General features: G+C 70.9%; 16 protein-coding genes. 5 read left to right on the plus strand and 11 right to left on the minus strand.

The annotated features are described in order from the left end of the window. Nucleotides 1–8: 8 nt before the first annotated feature. The gene (locus OG963_RS11645) at nt 9–851 is read left to right on the plus strand and encodes a response regulator transcription factor (RefSeq protein WP_371798855.1); all 843 of its coding nucleotides are present in this window, start codon (nt 9–11) and stop codon (nt 849–851) included. Between the two features lie 125 nt (nt 852–976). After that, nucleotides 977–1,624: a LysE family translocator gene (locus tag OG963_RS11650; protein WP_093775808.1), complete on the plus strand. Its 648-nt coding sequence runs from the start codon at nt 977–979 to the stop codon at nt 1,622–1,624. A gap of 7 nt (nt 1,625–1,631) precedes the next feature. On the opposite strand, the gene OG963_RS11655 is transcribed toward OG963_RS11650, so the two are convergent. Continuing rightward, the gene (locus OG963_RS11655) at nt 1,632–2,801 is read right to left on the minus strand and encodes a winged helix DNA-binding domain-containing protein (RefSeq protein ID WP_371798856.1); all 1,170 of its coding nucleotides are present in this window, start codon (nt 2,799–2,801) and stop codon (nt 1,632–1,634) included. 127 nt (nt 2,802–2,928) lie between these two features. Here OG963_RS11655 and OG963_RS11660 point away from each other — a divergent pair, with 127 nt between their 5' ends. Beyond that, a complete protein-coding gene (locus OG963_RS11660) occupies nt 2,929–3,810 on the plus strand; it encodes a DMT family transporter (RefSeq protein WP_093930230.1) in 882 nt (293 codons plus the stop codon). A gap of 28 nt (nt 3,811–3,838) precedes the next feature. On the opposite strand, the gene OG963_RS11665 is transcribed toward OG963_RS11660, so the two are convergent. Next, entirely contained in the window at nt 3,839–4,747 is a 909-nt protein-coding gene (locus tag OG963_RS11665) for a DUF2510 domain-containing protein (protein WP_256328152.1), read from the minus strand. Between the two features lie 230 nt (nt 4,748–4,977). Between OG963_RS11665 and OG963_RS11670 the strand changes: the two genes are divergently transcribed. Continuing rightward, on the plus strand, nt 4,978–5,346 hold the full coding sequence (locus OG963_RS11670; RefSeq protein ID WP_093775804.1) for a nuclear transport factor 2 family protein: 369 nt from the start codon (nt 4,978–4,980) through the stop codon (nt 5,344–5,346). 7 nt (nt 5,347–5,353) lie between these two features. Here the strand turns inward: OG963_RS11670 and OG963_RS11675 are convergent, their stop codons facing one another. From OG963_RS11675 to OG963_RS11715, 9 genes are all read right to left on the minus strand, one after another. Further along, the gene (locus OG963_RS11675; protein WP_371798857.1) at nt 5,354–6,397 is read right to left on the minus strand and encodes an aldo/keto reductase; all 1,044 of its coding nucleotides are present in this window, start codon (nt 6,395–6,397) and stop codon (nt 5,354–5,356) included. Beyond that, complete coding sequence (locus OG963_RS11680; RefSeq protein WP_371798858.1) at nt 6,394–10,272, minus strand: ABC transporter ATP-binding protein; 3,879 nt, start codon at nt 10,270–10,272, stop codon at nt 6,394–6,396. Before OG963_RS11680 ends, OG963_RS11675 begins: the two co-directional genes overlap by 4 nt. Then, a complete protein-coding gene (locus tag OG963_RS11685; RefSeq protein WP_371798859.1) occupies nt 10,269–11,654 on the minus strand; it encodes an LLM class flavin-dependent oxidoreductase in 1,386 nt (461 codons plus the stop codon). The genes OG963_RS11680 and OG963_RS11685 overlap by 4 nt, the downstream gene beginning before the upstream one ends. Beyond that, nucleotides 11,638–12,459, minus strand: coding sequence for an ABC transporter ATP-binding protein (locus OG963_RS11690; protein ID WP_319329672.1), 822 nt, complete (start codon nt 12,457–12,459; stop codon nt 11,638–11,640). The genes OG963_RS11685 and OG963_RS11690 overlap by 17 nt, the downstream gene beginning before the upstream one ends. After that, nucleotides 12,435–13,373 (minus strand): ABC transporter permease, encoded by a 939-nt coding sequence (locus OG963_RS11695; protein ID WP_093930146.1) that lies wholly within the window; start codon nt 13,371–13,373, stop codon nt 12,435–12,437. The genes OG963_RS11690 and OG963_RS11695 overlap by 25 nt, the downstream gene beginning before the upstream one ends. Further along, nucleotides 13,370–14,434 carry an ABC transporter substrate-binding protein gene (locus OG963_RS11700; protein WP_319739260.1) on the minus strand — a complete coding sequence of 355 codons (1,065 nt, stop codon included), beginning with the start codon at nt 14,432–14,434 and terminating at the stop codon, nt 13,370–13,372. Before OG963_RS11700 ends, OG963_RS11695 begins: the two co-directional genes overlap by 4 nt. A gap of 79 nt (nt 14,435–14,513) precedes the next feature. Then, nucleotides 14,514–15,026: a flavin reductase family protein gene (locus tag OG963_RS11705; RefSeq protein WP_093775790.1), complete on the minus strand. Its 513-nt coding sequence runs from the start codon at nt 15,024–15,026 to the stop codon at nt 14,514–14,516. A gap of 360 nt (nt 15,027–15,386) precedes the next feature. Continuing rightward, nucleotides 15,387–16,640 carry an ROK family protein gene (locus OG963_RS11710; RefSeq protein ID WP_371798860.1) on the minus strand — a complete coding sequence of 418 codons (1,254 nt, stop codon included), beginning with the start codon at nt 16,638–16,640 and terminating at the stop codon, nt 15,387–15,389. A 369-nt stretch (nt 16,641–17,009) separates the two neighbouring features. After that, nucleotides 17,010–17,837, minus strand: coding sequence for a metalloregulator ArsR/SmtB family transcription factor (locus tag OG963_RS11715; protein WP_327425072.1), 828 nt, complete (start codon nt 17,835–17,837; stop codon nt 17,010–17,012). 207 nt (nt 17,838–18,044) lie between these two features. Here OG963_RS11715 and OG963_RS11720 point away from each other — a divergent pair, with 207 nt between their 5' ends. Beyond that, entirely contained in the window at nt 18,045–20,462 is a 2,418-nt protein-coding gene (locus OG963_RS11720; protein ID WP_362269151.1) for an endonuclease/exonuclease/phosphatase family protein, read from the plus strand. Nucleotides 20,463–20,473 lie beyond the last annotated feature (11 nt).

Consider the following 20,473-nt stretch of genomic DNA (forward strand, 5'->3'; position numbering starts at 1 on the left):
GCGACAGCGTGCCGGAACCGGTCGATACGGTCGAGATGCAAGCGGCGCTGCTGCGGCTGCGCCGGACGAGCGGACTGCCCGTCACGTTCGGCGGACTGCTCTCGGACCCGCGCCACGCCAGGATCGTGGAACTCAACGGTGCGCAGACCACCGCGCTGCGCGGGCTCGTCATATCGGCCGGCAGCGGGCTCGGCGGCAAGTCGATCGCCCTGTCGCGGCCGTGCGCGGTGACCGACTACCCGTCGTCGCGGCACATCAGCCACGAGTACGACACCGCGGTCGCCGCGGAGGGCCTGCGCTCGGTGGTCGCGGTGCCCGTCGTCGTACGCCGGAGGGTACGGGGCGTGCTGTACGGGGCGCTGCGTGAGCCGCTCACCCTCGGGGACCGTATGTTCGACGCGGCGGTCGCGGCGGCCCGCGACGTGGAGCAGGCCCTTGTCGTCCGCGACGAGGTGCAGCAGCTGCTGTCCGTCACCCGTGACCAGGTGACGGATCCCCGGGCCGCTCCGGGGGCCTGGGAGGACGTCCGCGAGGCGCATCGTGAACTGCGCGCGCTCGCCCCCAAGGTGACCGACCCGGCGTTGCGCGAGGAGCTGCTCTCGGTGTGCGCGCGGCTGGCCTCGGCGTCCGGGACGCAGGAGCCGCACGCCCGGGAGGTGCTGCTGGCGCCGCGCGAGGTCGATGTCCTCGCCTGTGTGGCATCGGGTGCGACCAACGCCGTGGCAGCCGGCCGGCTGGGCCTTCGACCGGAGACGGTGAAGGGCTATCTGCGCTCGGCGATGCGGAAGCTGGGGGCGCACACCCGGCTGGAAGCGGTGGTCGCCGCGCGCCGGGCGGGGCTGCTGCCGTAGACCGACCGGCGCATGGCGAGGCCCGCCTCTCTGCGCCGGTCGTTCCTGGCCGCGTGTCTGACGGTCGCGTGTCTGACGTCGGCGGGGGCCTCTGCCGTAGCGTCGGGGCCGAGGGGGTGACGGACATGGTGTCCACGCATCAATATCTCGCCTTCGCGGCGATGTCCCTGCTGGTGATCGTGATTCCGGGGCCGAGCGTGCTCTTCGTGATCGGCCGGGCACTGGCCCACGGCCGCCGCACCGCGCTGGCCACGGTGCTGGGCAATGTCGTCGGCTCGTACGGCCTGGTGGTGGCGGTCGCGCTGGGGATCGGTTCGCTGGTGGAGCGCTCGGCGGCGGTCTTCGTGGCCGTGAAGCTGGCAGGTGCGGCGTATCTGGTCCTCCTGGGGGTGCAGGCGTTCCGGCACCGCAAGGAGATGAAGCTGGGGGCCGTCCATGCGTCGTCGGAAAGGCCGGCGCGTGGTGATCTGCGGACGGCGGCGGACGGTGTGGTCGTCGGTGTCACCAACCCCAAGGGAATCGTCTTCTTCGCCGCCGTGCTCCCCCAGTTCGTGGATCCGTCGGCGGGTCATCTCCCGGCCCAGATGTTGCTGTTGGGCCTGGTTCCGATCGCCATCGGTCTCGTGACGGACACGCTCTGGGGGCTCGGCGCCTCGGCCGCCCGGAGTTGGTTCGCCCGGTCGGACCGACGGCTGTCGCTGATCGGCGGGGCGGGTGGCTTCGCCATGATCGGCCTGGGCGTGACGGTGGCGGCGACGGGCCGCGCCGACTGAACCCGGTTCACCGCCCGAAGTCGATGAACGGCCCGAACCGGACGTCGTGCACGGGTGCCCGCGTGGTCGCCATCGTGGCGAGCATCCGCAGCCCTTCCTCCGTAACGGCGTCGCGCTCGGCCCGGCTGAGCTTCCCCAGCGCCTGCACGGTGACGATCTCCTCGCCGCCGGGCTTCCCGCCGGACTTCGTGCCGGGCGCGCCGAATCGCCAGATCGCGGCGAGGGACCCGTCGACCAGCACGGTTCCGTACGCCTGGTTGCCGTTCCCGTTGCGTCCCCGGTACTGCGGTGGGATGACGCGCGTACGGTCGGCGTGGCCGAGCAGCACGTTGTCGAACTCGGGCAGGAAGCGCGGCGGGGCAGGGGTGTCCGCGTCGGGGCGCGGGGCGTCCGGCAGGTCGAAGAGCTCGACGCCGTTCTCGTCGCGGAAGGTGATCAGCTGCGGCCGCAGCCGTTCGAAGGCTTCCCGCAGCCGGGTCAGCCCCGCCCACATCTGCATGTCCTTCACGGAGGCGGGGCCGAACGCCCCGAGGTAGCGCAGCACGGTCGCGTCGGGTGTGGGCGTCGGCTCCGCCGGCCGGCCGAGCCAGTGCTCCACGGTGGTCAGCGCGACCTGGCCGCTGCGGCCCCACAGCCCGCGCGGGGTGACCTGGACCAGGGGCAGGACGCAGCGGGCTGCCACGGTCAGGGCCTGCGGGTCGGCGTCCGGCCACTCGGCGAGCAGCACCTCGCGCATCTCCTTCGGGGTACGGGGCCGTTCCTCGACAAGCTCCCGGCCGAGCGCCGCGAGCCGGCCCGGATCCACACCGACGAGCCCGTCGCGGAACATCTTCAGCTCCCGGTCGCGGGCCGGCTGGACCAGCGGGCGCAGGGTGAGCGCGTCGTCGGCGGTGTGGGTGTGGATGGTGGACCGCAGGGTGACGATACGGACCACCTCGCGGGACTCCATCAGCCCGGAGAGCTCGGCGGGGTCGAAGCCTTCGAGCCGGGCGAAGAGCTGGTGGTAGGGCGGCTTGGTGTTCTGTGCCTGGAGCCCGACGAGATGCCCGACGGCGTCCCTCGCGGACATCGGGCTCCGGCGCAGGAGCAGTTGGCGCGCCAGGGTGGCGCGGCCCAGTGCGCGGGGCGACAGCACGGGGGACGAGGCGGGTGCGGCGGTGTGCGTCTTCGCGGCCATGAACGGCACGCTACGCGGACTTGCGGACAGCTTCGGTCCGCGACTGCGTATCCCATCTCTCCTTGGGCCGCCGCACCGACGACGGCAGGACCCGGGATTGTGGGCGGACCGCCCGCATCATGGTCCGGTGATCAGTGTCCTGTTCGCCATCCTGACCGCACTCAGCAACGGCGCCGCCTCTGTGCTGCAACGCCGCGCCGCCCGCTCGGTACCCGACACCGAGGCGATGCGTCTGTCGCTGATCGGCCATCTGCTGCGCCAGAAGGTGTGGCTGGCCGGGATCGGCCTGGTGATCGTCGCCGCCGTCTGCCAGGCCACTGCGCTGGCCACCGGCCCGATCTCGGTGGTCCAGCCGATCTTCGTGATCGAGCTGCCGGCGACGCTGCTGCTGGCCGGGTTCGTGATGCGGGTCCGGGTGCCCCGTGCGGTCTGGTACGGGGTGGCTGCCGTGACGTTCGGACTGGCCCTCGGCATGGCCTCCGCCGCGCCGGGCGGCGGAAGTTCCTCGGTGCGGGGCGCGGCATGGATCCCGGCACTGGTCCTGACGGGGATCTTCGAGGCGGCGCTGATCGCCGGAGCACGGTCCGCCCGCGGCAACGCCCGTGGGGCGCTGCTCGGTCTGGCCGCCGCATGCGGGTACGCGCTCACCGCCGCCCTGATGAAGGACGCCATGGGGCAGCTCGGCGACGGTGGCGGGGCAGCCGCGCTCATGACGTCCTGGCAGCTGTACGCCACCGCCGCCGCCGGGGTGGGATCGTTGTTCCTCCTTCAGAACGCCCTGCAGGCGGGCACCCTGGTCGCCGTACAGCCGATGCTGACGCTGGGCGACGCGGTGATCAGCATCCTGTACGGCGTGACCCTGTTCGGCGAGCATCTGCGTACCGACTGGTGGCTGCTGCCCGAACTGGCTGCGCTCACCCTGATCGCCCTGGGTTGCGTCGAACTGGCCCGCTCGCCGCTGGCAATCGGTAACGCGGTACCGCCGTCGCGCGGCACCCGCGTGAAGTGATGGCCCGCCCGCCGGGAGGTGAGGCTCCTCAGGCGGTCTGTCCGGATCCCGACCCTGTACCGGAAGCGGCCTTGATGCCCTTCGTGATCTCGTCCATCACCGAGAGCGAGGGCGCCTTGGAGCTGATGTCGAAGCCGGAGCGCACGACCACCAGCATGTCCGCGGCGTGTGGGGACGGGAGGACCAGCGACTGCACGTACCCGTCGTCGCCCTTCTTCGTGACCACCTTCCAGCGCACCAGATAGCCCTTCTGGCCGGCGACGGTGACCGGCTCGGACTTGAGCTGCTGGTGCGAGCTGATGGCGCCGTAGGCCTTGCCGCCGTACGACTCCTTGGCGTTGACGGAGATGTCCGCCTTGGCCGCCGCCTCCGCCGTGCTCGCCGTGATCTTGAGCGCCTGGGCCGGGGCGGCGAACACTCCGCCTCGCTCGCACTTCTGCGAGGTGTCGGCCGGGCAGGTGTACGTGCCGGTGCTCACCGACGCACCGATCGTGGCCGACTGCCCCTTCCAGCCGTCCGGCACCGGAAGGCTTACGCCGCTCATCACGTCCGTCACATAGCCGTCCTCGGACGGCGGCTGCTGCGGTTGCTGCTGGTCGGGCGCCGGGCTCCGGCCACCGTCGCCGGGACCACCCCGGCCGCCCCGGCCGTCCTGCCCGCCGGAAGGACTGGGCGCGGGCGACGCGGCGTCGGAGGAGGTGTTCTTCGTACGGCCGGAGTCGTCGGTCAGCATCAGGACACCGCCCGCAATGGCGGCGAGGACCACCACACCCGCGGTGACGCCGACCCCGATCCGGATCCGGCGGCGCCGGACGGCCGCAGGCGGCATGCGGAGCTGGTCGGTCCAGCGGCTCCCGTCCCACCAGCGTTCCTGAACGGGGCCTGTTCCTGTGTACCCGGGGTCCGTATGCCAGCCGGGAGGGCTCATCTCGGTCACGACGTCCACCGTAGAGGCCCTCCGTGAAAATCAGATGAAACCGGTCCGCCGAATCCGGCCGTGCCCCTCCCTCGTGGGGCTCCCTCCGACGACCGTCCGACCGTGACCGGGGAAATGTCGACCATGACCTGGGAGGTAATCGACGCCTTCTCCCCCGTCGGACATCGTGTTCCTCACGAGCGGCACAGGAGCTCGGTCGCAGGGCCGGGACATGACGGAAGGACAGCACGATGACCGCATACGAGGACGCCGTCCGGCGCTACTTCGTCGCCTGGAACGCAGCGACGCCCGAGGACCTCGCCAAGGCCGTCGCAGCCGCGTTCACCGAGGACGCCACCTACACCGACCCGCTGGCCGACGTACGCGGCCACGACGGGCTCGCCGCCGCGATCAGTGGTGCCCGTCAGCAGTTCCCGGGCTTCGAGTTCAAGCTGACCGGCACCCCCGACGGGCACCACGACATCGTCCGTTTCAGCTGGGACCTGGTCTCCACCGCCGACGGTACGGCGCCCGCCGCCGGGTCCGACGTCATCACCCTCGACGACGACGGGCGCATCAGCTCCGTCAGCGGCTTCCTGGACCGGGTACCCGGCGCCTGAGCGGGCGCTACGCGGTCCTGGCCGTCCGGCGGCGCAGCGCGGGGTCGGTCAGCGCGGCCGGTTGGTAACCGGCGTCGCGGGCCGACAGGTTGGTGCCGGGCGGCACGATCTTGTCGATCTGGTCGAGAACGTCCCCGCCCAGCCGCACCCGGTCCGCGCCGAGCTGGCCCGCCAGCTGTTCGAAGGTCCGCGGGCCGATGATGGCGGAGGTGACCGCCGGGTGCTCCAGGACGAACGCCAGGGCCAGCTGTACGAGGGTCAGCCCGGCGTCCTCGGCCAGCCGGGCGAAGGCCTCGGCGGCGTCGAGCTTGGCGCTGTTCTCCGGGGACGTGATGTCGAAGCGCTCAGCCTGCCGTTCGGCACGGCTGGAGACGGGCTGGCCCGCCCCCTTGCGGTAGCGACCGGTCAGCCAGCCGCCGGCGAGCGGGCTCCAGGAGAGCACCGCGAGTCCGTGCCGCTGGGCGACGGGCAGCACCTCGCGTTCGATGCCGCGGGCGAGCAGGGAGTACGGGGGCTGCTCGGCCACGACGCGTTCGCGGCCGCGGCGCTCCGCGATCCACTGGCCCTCGACGATCGCGGACGGCTCGAAGGTGGACGTACCGATGTAGCGGATCTTGCCCTGGCGCACCAGGTCGGACAGGGCTCCGAGCGTCTCGTCGAAGTCGGTGTCCGGTTCGGGGCGGTGCACCTGGTAGAGATCGATCCAGTCGGTGCCCAGCCGGCGCAGGCTGTTCTCGACCTCGCGGATGATCCAACGACGTGAGTTGCCCTGCTCGTTGGGGTCGCTGCCGAGGCTGCCGTGGAATTTGGTGGCGAGCACGACGTTCTCGCGGCGGCCACCGGCGAGCGCCTTGCCGACGATGGTCTCCGACTCACCGGCGGAGTACACGTCTGCGGTGTCGACGAAATTGATGCCGGAGTCCAGGGCGTGGTGGATGATCCGGATGCTGTCGTCGTGGTCCGTGTTGCCGCGGGCGCCGAACATCATGGTGCCCAGACAGAGCGGGCTGACCTTCACTCCCGTGCGTCCGAAGTTGCGGTACTCGGTCATCGTGCACTCTCCTTGACGAGTTCGTCGATCTGAGGATGGCCGTCGGCCGGCGCCGGGTCGCCGCTCTGACGGAAGGCGTCCCAGAGGCGGCGGTACGGACCGTCGGCGGCCAGCAGTTCGGCGTGGGTGCCGGTCTCGACGACGGTTCCCGCGTCGAGGACCACCACCCGGTCCGCGCGGGCCGCCGTCGTCAGCCGGTGGGCGACGACGACGGTGGTACGCCGGCGGGCCAGGACGTGGGTCGCGGCGGCGACCCGGCGCTCGGTGGCCAGGTCCAGCGAGGCGGTCGCCTCGTCGAGCAACAGGACGTCCGGGTCGACGAGTTCGGCCCGGGCCAGGGCCAGCAGCTGGCGTTGTCCGGCGGAGAGGTTGCGACCGCGCTCCCCCACCGGCTGGAGGTAGCCCAGCCGCAGCCCGGCCACCATGTCGTGGGCGCCGACCGCGCGCGCCGCCGCCTCCACCTCGGTGTCGGTGGCGTCCGGGCGCCCGTACGCGATCGCGTCCCGGACCGTACCGCTGAACAGATGCGCCTCCTGCGGCACCACGCCCAGTCTGCGGCGGAAGCCGGGTAGGTCGAGCTCGCGCAGATCGTGCCCGTCGACGCGGACCGTGCCCGCCGACGGGTCGTAGAACCGGGCGAGGAGTTTGACGACGGTCGACTTGCCCGCGCCCGTCGCCCCGACCAGGGCGACGGTCTCGCCCGGTGCGATGCGCAGACAGACACCGTGCAGGACCTGCCGGCCGCCGCCGCCCGCGTATCCGAAGGAGACCGAGTCGAGTTCGATCTCCCCACGCAACTTGCCGACCGGCCGTGCGTGGTCGGCGGGCGGGGTGCCGGTGGGCGTCTGCATCAGCGTCCGCAGCCGCCCCAGGCCGACGACGGCCTGCTGATAGCCGTCGAAGACCTGGGAGAGCTGCTGGATGGGTGAGAAGAACAGCTCGACGTAGAGGAGGAAGGCGATCAGAGTGCCCGCGCTCAGTGTCCCCGAACGGACCTGCCCCGCGCCGACGGCCAGTACGGCTGCCGCGGACAGGGTGCCGAGGAACTCGACGAACGGGAAGAACGTGCCCATGTAGCGCTGGGCACGCAGCCTGGAGTCCCGGAAGGACCAGGCCAGTTCGGCGAAGTCACGGGCGTTGCGGCGCTCGCGGCGGAACGCCTGGGTGACGCGGATGGCGGTGACGTTCTCCTGGAGGCAGGCGTTGACCGCGCTGATCCGTTCCCTGGCCTCCCGGTAGGCGGGGACCGAATGGTGGCGGAAGAGGGCGGTCGCGGCGATCAGCAGCGGCAGTGCGGCCAGCAGCACCAGGGCGAGCTCCGCGTCGATCGCCAGCAGCGTGACGAGGACGCCGAGGACGGTCAGCAGACTCACCACCGCGGTGATCAGACCGGTCTGCAGGAAGTTCGACAGGGCGTCCACGTCGGTGGTCATCCGGGTCATGATCCGGCCGCCGAGCTCCCGCTCGTAGTAGTCGAGGCCGAGCCGCTGCAGCTGTGCGAAGGTTTTCACACGCAGGGTGTAGAGGAGGCGTTCGCCGGTCCGTCCGGTCGTGCGGACCTGGGCCACGCCGACCAGCCAGTTCGCGGCGACCACGACGGCCGCGGCAGCGGCCGCGGCCAGCAGGACGCCCCCGGCGTGGTGGGCGACGCCTTGGTCGACGCCTTGTCTCACCAGTACGGGCACGGTGATCTGGGCGAGGGCGTCCAGCGCGACCAGCACCAGGCCGAGCAGCAGCGGCACGCGGAACGGGCGGAGCAGCGTGCCGAGGTGGAAGGCCGGGTCGGCGGCGACGGCCTGCCCGGTCGGCACCTGCGGATCGGCGGCGGGCAGGGGGAGCCGGGCGAGCCCGGCGATGAGTTCGGCGCTGGGCGGGGCGGAGCCGAGGACCCCACCGCCGGGCCCGCCACGCCCCGGCCCGGAGGTGGCCGCCGCCTCGGCCAGGGCCTGGGCGGCGCGGACGGCGGTGCCTTCGAGCTGGTCCGACGTGGAGTCGTCGGGGCGGTGCCAGAGGTGGGGGGTGAGGGTGCCGGCGGCCTGTTCCGGCACGTCGGCTGCGGGCTCGGCGCCGTCCGCGGCCGTCGCGCCTTCCGTGTCCTCGGCCGCGAGCTCCGTCGTCGCCTCCGCCGTGGAGAGCAGATTGCGGAACAGGCCCGACCTGGACCGGAGTTCGTCGAGGGTTCCGGTGTCGACGATGCGGCCGTCGTCGAGGACGGCGATCCGGTCGGCGAGCTCCAGGGTCGATCTGCGGTGCGCGACGATCAGTGTGGTGCGGCGCCGGGTGTCCTCGCGCAAGCGGTGGTGGATCTGTGACTCCACCCGGGCGTCGATGGCCGACGTGGCGTCGTCGAGGACGAGGACCGCCGGGTCGCCGACGAGCGCGCGGGCGAGAGCCATCCGCTGGCGCTGCCCTCCGGAGAGGGTGAGGCCCTGTTCCCCGACGACGGTGTCGTACCCCTGCGGCAGCCGTTCGATGAACTCGTCGGCCCGGGCGATGCGGGCCGCCGCCCGCACCTGCTCGTCCGTCGCGTCCGGGATGCCGTACGCGATATTGGCGCGCACGGTGTCGGAGAGCAGCAGGCTCTCCTCGAAGACGAAGCCGATCCGGGAGCGCAGGGACGCCAGGGCGAGTTCGCGTACATCGCTGCCGCCCACCCGCACCGAGCCTGCCGGAACGTCGTAGAACCGGGGCAGCAGGGCCGCCGCAGTGGACTTCCCCGAGCCGGCCGGACCGATCAGGGCCAGCGTCTCGCCCGGACGGATGTCCAGGGTGAAGTCACGGAGCAGCGGTGCCCCGCCCTCGTATCCGAAGGTGACCTTCTGCCAGGAGACGGCGGGGGGTTCGTCCGGCAGTTCCCGGGCGTGCGGCGCGTCGGTGATCACCGGTGCTTCGTCGACGACCTCCAGGACCCGTTCGGCACCGGCCCGCGCCTGCTGCCAGACGGTGAGGAGGGTCGCCACCTGGCGGACCGGGGTGACGAAGGAGCCGAGATAGGTGGTGAAGGCGAGAAAGGTGCCCAGGGAGATCCGGCCGTGCAGGGCCATCCAGCCGCCGAGGGCGAGGACGGCGACCTGGCCGAGGGCCGGGACCGCCTGGAGAGCGGGGTTGTAGCGGCTGGTGAACCCGACGACCCGCAGCCGCGAGGCGAAGAGTTTGCGGGCGCGCTGTTCCAGCCCTGCGAGTTCGCGCTGTTCCTGGCCGAAGCCCTTCACCACGCGGACGCCGGTGACCGTCGCCTCGACGGTGGAGGCGACCTCGGCGGCCTCCTGCTGGGCGTGCCAGTTGGCGGGGAAGAGGTCGCGGCGCGAACGCAGGGCGATCAGCCAGAGCAGCGGTCCGACGACGAGGGCGACGACGGTCAGCAGTGGTGACAGGAGCGCCATGAAGACCAGCGAGAAGAGGAACATCAGGGCGTTGCCCGTGAGGTTGGGCAGGAACTGCAGCAGTGTCTGGATGAGCGTGATGTCCGAGATGGACCGGCTCACCACCTGCCCGGTCCGCAGCTCGTCCTGCTGGGCGCCGCCGAGCCGCAGCAGCGCGGCGAACGCGTCGTTGCGGAGGTCGTACTGCACCCCGAGGGAGAGCCGGCCCGATCGGTAGCGCCGGGTGAAGCTCGCCCCGAAGCGGACCGCGCCGATGGCGGCGAGGAGGACCGTCCACGGGACCGGCGAGGCGGTGGTGCCGGCCGCCACCCCGTCCACCACGTGCCTCAGGACGAGTGGCAGCGTGGCGGTGGCGACGGCCGCGACCACGGCGGCACCGAAGGCGAGGAGCAGATCGGTGCGGTGGCGCAGACAGTAGCCCAGCAGCCGCCGCGCCCAGCCGGGCGGCGGCTGCCGGTGCGTACCGGTTTCCGGTTGCGAACAGTCCGTCACCGGACCTCCGCCAGACCGATGCCGAAGTGGCCCTCGCCGCGGTCGACGGTCTCGAACAGCCGGTTGGCGGGGCGCGGCAGCCCGTAGTGGCCGCGCAGGGTGCGGGCGGTGTACTCGGTGCGGAACAGGCCGCGTTCCTGGAGGATCGGCACCACCCGGTCCACGAAGACCTCCAGGCCGGACGGGAGTACGGCGGGCATGATGTTGAAGCCGTCGGCGGCCCCGCTGTCGTACCAGTGCTCGATGGTGTCGGCGACCTGCTCGGCCGTTCCGGCGAAGGTGCGGTGACCGCGCCCGCCCCCGAGCCGCCCGATCAACTGGCGTACCGTCAGTTTCTCGCGCCTGGCAAGCTCCACGATGAGCGTGTAGCGGCTCTTCGCGCCCTCGATCTCGTCCTCGGTGGGGATGTCCTCGGGCAGCTGCGCGTCGAGGTCGAGGTCGTCCGGGGCGATCCTGAGCCGCTGCGCGAGCTGCCGCTTCGCGTACTCGGGAACGATCAGCTCCTCCAACTCCGCGTCCAGGGAACGCGCTTCGGCCTCCGTATCACCGATGACGGGCACGATGCCGGGCAGGATCTTGATGCCGTCCGGGTTGCGGCCGACGACCTCCGCGCGCCGCTTCACGTCCTTGTAGAAGGCGATGCCCTCCTCCAGGGTCTGCTGGGCGGTGAAGACGGCTTCGGCGTACCGCGCCGCGAAGTCCTTGCCGTCCTCGCTGGAGCCGGCCTGCACGAGCAGCGGGTAACCCTGTGGAGGACGTTGCACGTTGAGCGGGCCGTCGACCCGGAAGTACTCACCGGTGTGCTCGATCCGCCGCACCCGCTCGGCCAGGGCGTGCACGCCGCGTTCCTTGTCGGCGATCACGGCGTCGTCCGCCCAGCTGTCCCAGAGTTTGGTCGACACCTCGACGAACTCCGCGGCCCGGCGGTAACGGTCGCGGTGCAGCGGGGTGTCGTCGAGGCCGAAGTTGCGGGCCGCGTCGGCGCCGGCCGTGGTGACGATGTTCCAGCCGGCCCGGCCACCCGAGATGTGGTCCAGCGAGGCGAACCGCCGGGCCAGGTTGTACGGCTCGTTGTAGCTCGTCGACGCGGTGGCGATGAGGCCGATGTGCTCGGTGGTCCCGGCCAGCGCGGTCAGCAGGACGGTGGGCTCCAGCTTGGCGGCCGGCCGCCGTCCGGGGTCACCCATCAGGACGGGACTGTCGGCGAGGAACAGCGAGTCCAGCCTGCCGCGTTCGGCGATCCGGGCCAGGTTCTTGTAGTGCTCGATGTCCGAGTTCGCCTCGGCCGGACTCTCGGGCAGGCGCCAGGACGCCTCATGATGGCCGGTGGACATCAGGAAGGCATTCAGGTGGAGCGGCTTGCGGTCAGACTTGCGGGACATGGGTTTCCTTCGCTTCGGAACGGGTCTGGGGCTGTGTCACGCCGAGCGCGGTCAGCAGGGTGTCGCGGTACTCCTGGAACCGGGGGTCGCGTCGCGAGCGCGGGGTCGGCAGGTCGACGGTGAGGTCGACCGAGATCCGCCCGTCCTCCAGAACCAGCACCCGGTCGGCGAGTTCGACGGCCTCGTCGACGTCGTGGGTGACCAGCAGCACCGCGGGGCGGTGGCGCTCGTACAGTTCGCGCAGCAGGCCGTGCATCTTGATCCGTGTGAGGGCGTCAAGGGCGCCGAACGGCTCGTCTGCCAGGAGAAGTTCGGGTTCGCGGACGAGTGCCCGCGCCAGCGCCGCCCGTTGCTGTTCGCCGCCGGACAGTTCATGGGGCCAGGACCGGCCGCGGCCCTCCAGACCGACCTCCGCGAGCGCGGTCAGTCCGCGTTCACGCGCCTTGGGGCCGCGCAGACCGAGTACGACGTTGTCCAGCACCCGGAGCCAGGGCAGCAGCCGGGAGTCCTGGAAGGAGAGCGAGACCCGGTCCGGGACGGTGAGTCCCCCGGAGCCCTCGACGGTGTGGTCGAGCCGGGCCACGGCCCGCAGGAGGGTGGACTTGCCGGAGCCGCTGCGGCCGAGGAGGGCGGTGAACTCCCCCGGCCCCACGGTCAGATCGAGTTCCTTGAGCACTTTCCGGTCGCCGAACCGGCGGACCAGGTTCCTGGTCCGTACCGCCGCCGGCCGTGTCTCGGTCGCGGCACCGGTCCCGGTCCCGGTCTCTTCGTGGGTACCGGTCAGCCCGCCAGAGTGCGTCGCCATGACAGGGCCCTCCTCTCGATGGCGCGTACCGCCGCGTCCGAGGCGAAGCCGAAGATCCCGTAGGCCACCAGCCCCACGATGATCACGTCGGACTGGGCGTACTGCTGGGCCTGGAACATCATGTAGCCGATGCCGCTCGTGGCATTGATCTGCTCGACCACGATCAGGCCGAGCCAGGACGCGGTGACGCCGAGCCGCAGACCGACGAAGAAGCCGGGCAGCGAGCCGGGGACGACGACCTTGCGGATGAACTGCGGGCGGCTCAGGTCGAGCCCCTCGGCGAGTTCGACGTACCTGCTGTCGATGCCGGTCAGCGAGGAGTACGTATTGATGTACATGTTCACCGCGACGCCGAGCGCGATCACGGTGACCTTCATCTGCTCGCCGATGCCGAGCCAGAGGATGAGCAGCGGGAGCATCGCCAACGACGGGATGGCGCGCTTGATCTGGAGCGGCCCGTCGAGGAGGTACTCACCGGTGCGGCTCAGACCGGCGGCCACGGCGAGGATCACCCCGGCGGCCACACCGAAGAAGAGGCCTAGGCCGGCTCGTTGGAGCGAGATCAGCACATTGTCCTGGAGGCGGCCGCTCTGGATCAGGTCCGACGCGGTGGACACCACGGTGCCGGGTCCGGACAGGATCCGGGGATCGAGATAGCCGACGGCGGAGGCTCCCCACCACACGGCCACCACGAGCACCGGGCCGATCAGCCGGCCGAAGGGGAGGGAGCGGCCTGGGCCGAGCCGCCTTCGGTCGGAGCGGGCGACGGATACGGCCGGCGCCACCGGAACGGCGTGGGAGACGGCGGGCCGCCCTTGGGCGCCGCGCGCCTGGTGCGCGTCCGGCGAGCCGTTCGGCGCGGCGGTGCCCGCCTCCGGCTGTGCCGGGTGGGCCTGCGACAGCAACTCGGTCATGACGTCTCCCGATACCTGGCCGGTACGGCCTTCGCCGCGAGCCCCTCGAAGCGGCGGTCGAACAGCCGGGAGACGTCCTGCTTCGGTACGAAGCCGCCCTCGGCCATCAGGTCGGCGGTCTCCTGCTCCCACGCGATCGCCTTGTCCCAGCTCACCGGGAACCGCGGCTCGTGCAGGGAGGCGACGATGCGCTTGCCGTCCGCCTCCGTCACGCCCTGGTCCTTGACGTAGTAGGTGTCGATCCACTCGTCGGTGTTCTCCCACGCCCAGACCAGGCCGCGGGACCACAGCGGGACGAAGTTGCGGATGGCCGCGGCCTTCGCCTTGTCGTTCAGCACCTCGTCGGGTGCCCACAGGACGGAGAGCAGGTCCACCACATCGGTGGTCACTCCGCGGGCGCCGTCCTCGGCGTACTGGCTGAGGTACTTGGTCAGTGTCGGCTCGCCCAGCGGGGCGACATCGACCTGCTTGGACTGCAGCGCGGTCAGGAACTGGGTGCTGGGCAGGGCGACCAGCTCGACATCGCTGTTCTTCAGGCCGGCCTTCTTCAGAGCCCGCAGCACGACGACGCCCTGCGCCTGCCCCTGGGAGAAGCCGATCTTCTTCCCGCGGAAGTCCTCGACCGTTCTGATGCCGGAGCCGGGGGCGGTCGCGAAGACATAGGACGGGTGGTTGCGCACCTGTACCGCGACGATCTTCGCTCCGACGCCGATGGCCTCGGCCTGGATCGGCGGTATTCCTGCGTTGGCCGCCAAGTCGATGGAATGCGCCCGGAATCCCTGGATGATGTCGGGCCCGGCGCTCAGATTCGGCCACTGCGAAACGGTGAACGCGAGATCCTTCCGCAAACCGGCGGGTCCAAGCTGAAGATGTGTGGTGCGTACGGCGATCGACAGTTCGGTGCCTGGCGGCGGAGCACCTGAGGGAAGCTTTCCGGCAGGCTCCGCATCGGCGACCGTCCTTGCCTGCGGAGCGCAGGCGGCGAGTCCCAGGATCGCCCCACCCGTAAGGACGAGGAACGACCGGCGGCCGACTGCGTGGCGTACATCGTTGCGTGACATGGTGAATTCCCGATCAGTGGTCATGAGAAGTCGCTGGGGATGTCGAGAGGTCGCGAGCGGCAGCGCGTCGTCCCGGCGGTCAGAGGGTGTGGTACGTGCCGTTGTGGAAGAGGAGGGGGCTGCGCTCCTCGTCGAGCCAGGAGTCCACGACCCGTGCGATGACGATGCGGTGGTCGCCGGCCGGGACGGTCTGCTCGATCTCCAGCCGCAGCCAGCCGGCCACCCCGTCGAGCACCGGTTCGCCCTGCGGCAGCCGCCGCCAGCCGGTCGGTGCGGCGAACCTGTCGATGCCGCTGGTGGCGAACGTCTTTGCCAGCGGCCGCTGTTCGGCGCCGAGGAAGTTGACGACCGCTGTGTCGGCCCGCTCGATGTGGGGCCAGGACGAGGTGGTGGTCCCGATCCCGAAGGAGACCAGTGGTGGGTCGAGCGACAGCGACGCGAGCGAAGTCGCGGTGAAACCGACGGGTCCGTGGCCGGCGTCGGCGGTGATGACGACCACACCGGCCGGATAGCGGCGGAAGGCCTGCTTGAACCGGTCCGGGGCAATGCCCGTCGCGGCCGTCGAGGGATATGAGGGCACAGTGACAGTCAACGTCTCTCCCGAGTCGGAAAGGGCGGAGGGAAAAGAGATGGGAAAAGCGAGGAAGCCGGGGAGGGATGGCAGGAGAATTCTGCACAAGTACGCTGGGCGCGGACCTGATGGAGGCAGCGCGTATCCACGCGTAACCGTTCGCGAAAAATCAGCGGATGGTTATCGGCAACCCGGACAGGAGCGACAACAGGAACACCGGACGGTGATACGCACCGGCGTGGCCGCGCGGCGGTGGCGCGCCACTGAGGGCGCGTACCGGGAATTCCGCTGCTGGCTGGTCATGAATCCATCATCCCGTTCGGGCTCGTGCCCGGTCAACAATGCAACTTCCTGAATTAAGTCGGATATCGTGCCGCTCCGTCAGGACACCGCGGGCAGCGCGGGCCAAGGGCCGAGCGGGTCCAGGTACAGCGCCCCGAGCGCCACCGCGCCACCGGCGGTGGCCAGTACGGAGCCGGTGAAGCTGCTCGGCACGACCGCACGCTCCGGGTCGTCGCAGACCCAGGAGCGTTCCGCCACCTGTTCGCGGAGATCGGCCAGACATTCCGGGATGCGGCCCGCTCCCGGTTCGACCACGACGAGTACCGCGGGGTCGAACATGTCCAGGAGCAGCGCCGCGGCCCGGCCCACCAGCCCGGCCCGGCGCCTGAACAACGCCACCGCCCGCGCCTCCCCGGCCAGGGCCTGGTCCAGCAGCTCCCTGAACGAGGTCACCAGCAACCCCTGTTCCGCCGCGCGCCGCACCATGGCCCGCTCCGACACCTCGGACTGGAGACAGCCGGACCGCCCGCACGAACACGGTTCGGCGTCACCGGACCCGCCTGCCCCGAGCGGGAGATGGGCGATGCTGCCCGCTCCGGAGCGCGGCCCCCGGTGCATGGCGCCCTCGGTGGCGAAAGCAGCGTCCACGACCGCGCCGATGAACAGCAGCACCATGCTGGCCCGGGTCGACGCCTCGCCGAACATCTGCTCGGCCCGCGCCAACGCCCGGGAGTGGCTGTCCACATGGACCGGCAGCCCGGTCGCGGCGGAGAGGATGTCCCGTACCGGCACATCGCGCCAGCCGAGCAGTGGATGTTCCACGATCATCCCGGCGAGGGGGTCGACCCGGTGCCCGGTGGCGACGCCGAGGGCCGGCACGGTCCGTCCCGCAGCGCGCGCGGACACCAGACGGGGTATGCGCTCGGCGAGGTCGGCGAGCAGCCGGTGCGGGTCCGTGGTGCGGTGCGGCTGCCGTTCCTCGGCGACGATCCGTCCGCGCAGATCCATCAGGGACACGGTCGAGTGGGCCACGGCGATGTGTGCCCCGGCCACCAGGTAGCGGCCGGTGTCGATCTCCACGGGGATGTGCGGCCGCCCGAGCCCCCGGGGGCCTGCGGTCTCCGCGCTCTCGCGGACCAGTCCGCGGGCGAGCAGCTGGCCGACGTGACCGGTCACGGAGGCGGGCGAAAGGCCCGTGAGCCGGGCGACGGTGGACCTGGCGACCGGGCCGTGGTCGAGGATCGCGCTCAGCACGGAGCCGGTGCCCGGGACGCGGCGGGCGGGGCCGACGGCGGGTATGTCGGAACGGAGCAGGGGGGTGGTTCGGCGGGCGGCCGCAGACAGACTCTTCACAGTGTCTTCCAGGTCCTCGGTGGCAGCGGGTGACGCGGTGCGCGCTCGTCGAAGAAGGAGCGCGTGGCAGACCGCTGCTGCCCGTGCGGGGCACGGTGAGCGGGCTCTGCTTCTCCCGTGGAGAGAAACACCCTGCGAAGATCCGATGGGCTGCACCCGAGGGTTCGCCTGTGGCCGGTCGCGCGGGCGCCGTGCTCTCAGGCCTGGTGACACGCAGCGGAGCACACACGCTTGAGGTCGACATGACCTCGCGTCGTCAGGTGTGCGGATAGCTGCATGGCGGGCAACCTAGCCGGAATGACGTAACCCGGTCAAACCACTGCCCGCATCATGGACAACCGTGGGTGGCGGACCGTGCGTTCGGCAGCCTTACGCGGACGCGTCCCGGCCCTGGTCGGAGACGAACCTGCCACCCTCCAGCAGGGTCTTGAGCGTCGAGAGGATCATGATCCAGCCGCCGCTGACACCCTCCAGCATCTTGCTGTCCGGACTGTCGAAGCCATCGTGCGTGATGGTCAGCTTGACGCCCATCGCGGCCTCCTCGGCGGGCTCGATGTCGAACGTGACCTTGGACCGCTCCTTCACCGCCTCGGCCCACTCCTCGTCCGACATCCGACCGAACATCTCGCGGTGCATGGGCTGCAGGGTGTGCCAGGTGTACGAGAGCCGCTTGCCGGGCTCCGCCTCCAGGACCCGCTGGCCGACCTCCTCGAACTCGCCCTCGGGGTCCATCTTCCAGCGGACCGGCGCGCCGACCTCCCACGTCGACTCGGGGCCGTAACCGCCCATGTAGATCTTGATGAACTCGGGGTCGATCAGCGCCTGGTAGAGCTTTTCCGCCGTGGTCTGGATGTACGTGACGTAGACGAACTCGGGCTTGTCCATGACCGGACTTCCTTCCAGTGTGCGTTTGAGACGGGACAGGGCGGTCATACGGCCGCGCTCGTACCGACCGATCCAGCGGTCGGCGACTTCCTGGACGGGCACCGGGTTGAGGTAGTGGAGCTTCTCCCGCCCCCTGCGGACGGTGGTGACCAGCAGGGCGGACTCCAGGACCGCCAGATGTTTGCTCACCGCCTGCCGGCTCATGGCGAGCCCCTCGCTCAGCTCGCGCAGAGTCTGCCCGCCGCGCGCGTTGAGCCGGTCGAGGAGCTGTCGACGGCTCGGATCGGCCAGCGCCTTGAATATCGCGTCCATCGCCGCCGCGGTCGCCATCGCCTCTCCGCTCTCCCTGGTCACCACCACCACTATAGGCAACCTTTTGGTTGCATGTCGAGCGACGGACGGACGACCGGGGACCAGGGCGTCGGAACGATTTCTGGAATTAACCTCTGATGCCTTGTCATCGCCGGTTCTACGCGCATAGCTTGTGGCCTCTCATCACACTCTGAGGGGCAGCTGACCGTGCACATATCCAGACCGCGTTCCGTCCTGCTGGCCGGCGCGGTCGCCGTGACCCTCTCGGCGACCGCTCTGCCCGCCGCCTTCGCGGCGCCGTCCTCGACCGCCGTGATCTCCGAGGTGTACGGCGGCGGGGGCAACTCGGGTGCGACGCTCACCCGCGACTTCATCGAGCTGGCCAACGCCGGCTCCGCCGCGTACGACCTGTCCGGCTTCAGCGTCCAGTACCTGCCGGGCTCGCCGTCCGCCGGTTCCCTGTGGCAGGTCTCCGCGCTGACCGGATCCGTCGCTCCCGGCGGCCGCTACCTGGTCGCCCAGGCCGCGGGCACCGGCGGCACGGTCGCTCTGCCGACCCCGGACGCCACCGGCACCGTCGCGATGTCCGCCACCAGCGGCACCGTCGCCCTCGTCTCCGGCACCACCCCGCTCACCTGCAAGACCGCGGCCGACTGCGCGGCCGACACCCGCATCGTGGACCTCGTCGGCTACGGCTCCGCGGTCGTACGCGAGGGCAGCGGGCCGGCGACGGGTACCTCCGCCACCGCGTCCGTGGCGCGCGCCGCTTCGCTCGCCGACACCGACGACAATGCGGCCGACCTGTCCGCGGGGGCCCCGACGCCGTTCAACACGGCCGGTGAGACCTCCGGCGGTGCGGGACCGGGCGATCCGGGCAACCCGACCGAGCCCGGTACCGTGCGGGTGCACGACATCCAGGGCACCACCCGCGTCTCGCCGCTGAACGGCCAGTCGGTGACCGGCGTCCCCGGCATCGTCACCGGTGTGCGGACCAGCGGTTCACGCGGCTTCTGGATCCAGGACGCCACGCCTGACGCGGATCCCCGTACGGGCGAAGGGGTCTTCGTGTACACCGGCTCCGCCGCACCGGCGGTCGCCGTGGGCGACTCGGTACTGGTCAGCGGCAAGGTGGACGAGTACTACCCGTCGACCACCACCCAGTCGATCACCGAGATCACCGCCCCCAGGGTCACGGTCCTGTCGTCGGGCAACGCGCTGCCCGCGCCGGTCGTGCTCGACGCCGCCTCCGTACCGGCCGCATACGTCCCCTCGGCGGACGGCGGATCGATCGACGCGCTGGCCCTCGACCCGGCGACGTACGCCCTCGACCTCTACGAGTCGCTCGAAGGCACCCGCGTCGAGATCGCCGACACCCGGGTCACGGGCGCGACGACCGCGTACCACGAGGTCTGGGTGACCATCAAGCCGAAGGAGAACCCGACCCGGCGCGGCGGCACCCTGTACTCCTCGTACACCGACCAGAACACCGGTCGCATCAAGGTGATGTCGCTCGACACCACCCGCCCGTTCCCCGTCGCGAACGTGGGCGACGTGCTGTCCGGCACCACCACCGGTGTCCTGGACTACGACTCCTTCGGCGGCTACAACCTCCAGGCCACCGAGCTCGGCACGCTCACCGACCACCACCTGCGGCGCGAGGTCACCCGGGAGCAGAAGGGCAAGGAACTCGCGGTCGCCACGTACAACGTGGAGAACCTGGACGCGCTCGACGAGCAGAGCAAGTTCGACACCCTCGCCGCGGGTGTCGCGGTCAACCTCTCCTCGCCCGACATCGTGTCGCTGGAGGAGATCCAGGACGACAACGGTGCGGTGAACGACGGCACGGTCGGTTCCGACGCTACGCTCAAGCGCTTCACCGACGCCATCGTCGCGGCGGGCGGTCCCCGGTACTCGTGGCGCTACATCGCCCCCGAGAACGGTAAGGACGGCGGCGAGCCCGGCGGCAACATCCGGAACGTCTTCCTCTTCAACCCCAAGCGGGTCGACTTCGTGGACCGTCCGGGCGGCGACGCGACCACTGCGGTGACGGCGGTCAGGACGAAGAAGGGCGTCACCCTGTCGGCCTCGCCCGGCCGGATCGCCCCGACCAGCGACGCCTGGGACGACAGCCGCAAGCCGCTGGTCGGCGAGTTCCGCTTCCATGGGCAGCCGGTGTTCGTCATCGGCAACCACTTCGCCTCCAAGGGCGGCGACCAGCCTCTGCACGGCCGCTACCAGGAGCCGACGCGCAGCTCGGAGACGAAGCGGGTGAAGCAGGCGACGGAGGTCAACACCTTCGTCAAGTCGCTGCTGGCGGCGGACAAGTCGGCGCGGGTCATCACGCTCGGCGACCTCAACGACTTCGCGTTCTCGCCGACGATGACCGCGCTGACCGGCGGCAAGGCGCTCAAGCCGCTGATCACGACCCTGCCGAGTAACGAGCAGTACAGCTACGTGTACGAGGGCAACTCGCAGACCCTCGACCACATCCTGGTCAGCCCCGGTGTCCGCCGCTTCGACTACGACGTGGTGCACATCAACGCGGAGTTCGCCGACCAGGCGAGCGACCACGACCCGCAGATCGTGCGCGTGGACGTGAACGCTCCGGACCACGGTCACCACTGACCTGACCGGCC

The sequence above is a fragment of the Streptomyces sp. NBC_01707 genome, from assembly GCF_041438805.1.
Lineage (GTDB): Bacteria > Actinomycetota > Actinomycetes > Streptomycetales > Streptomycetaceae > Streptomyces.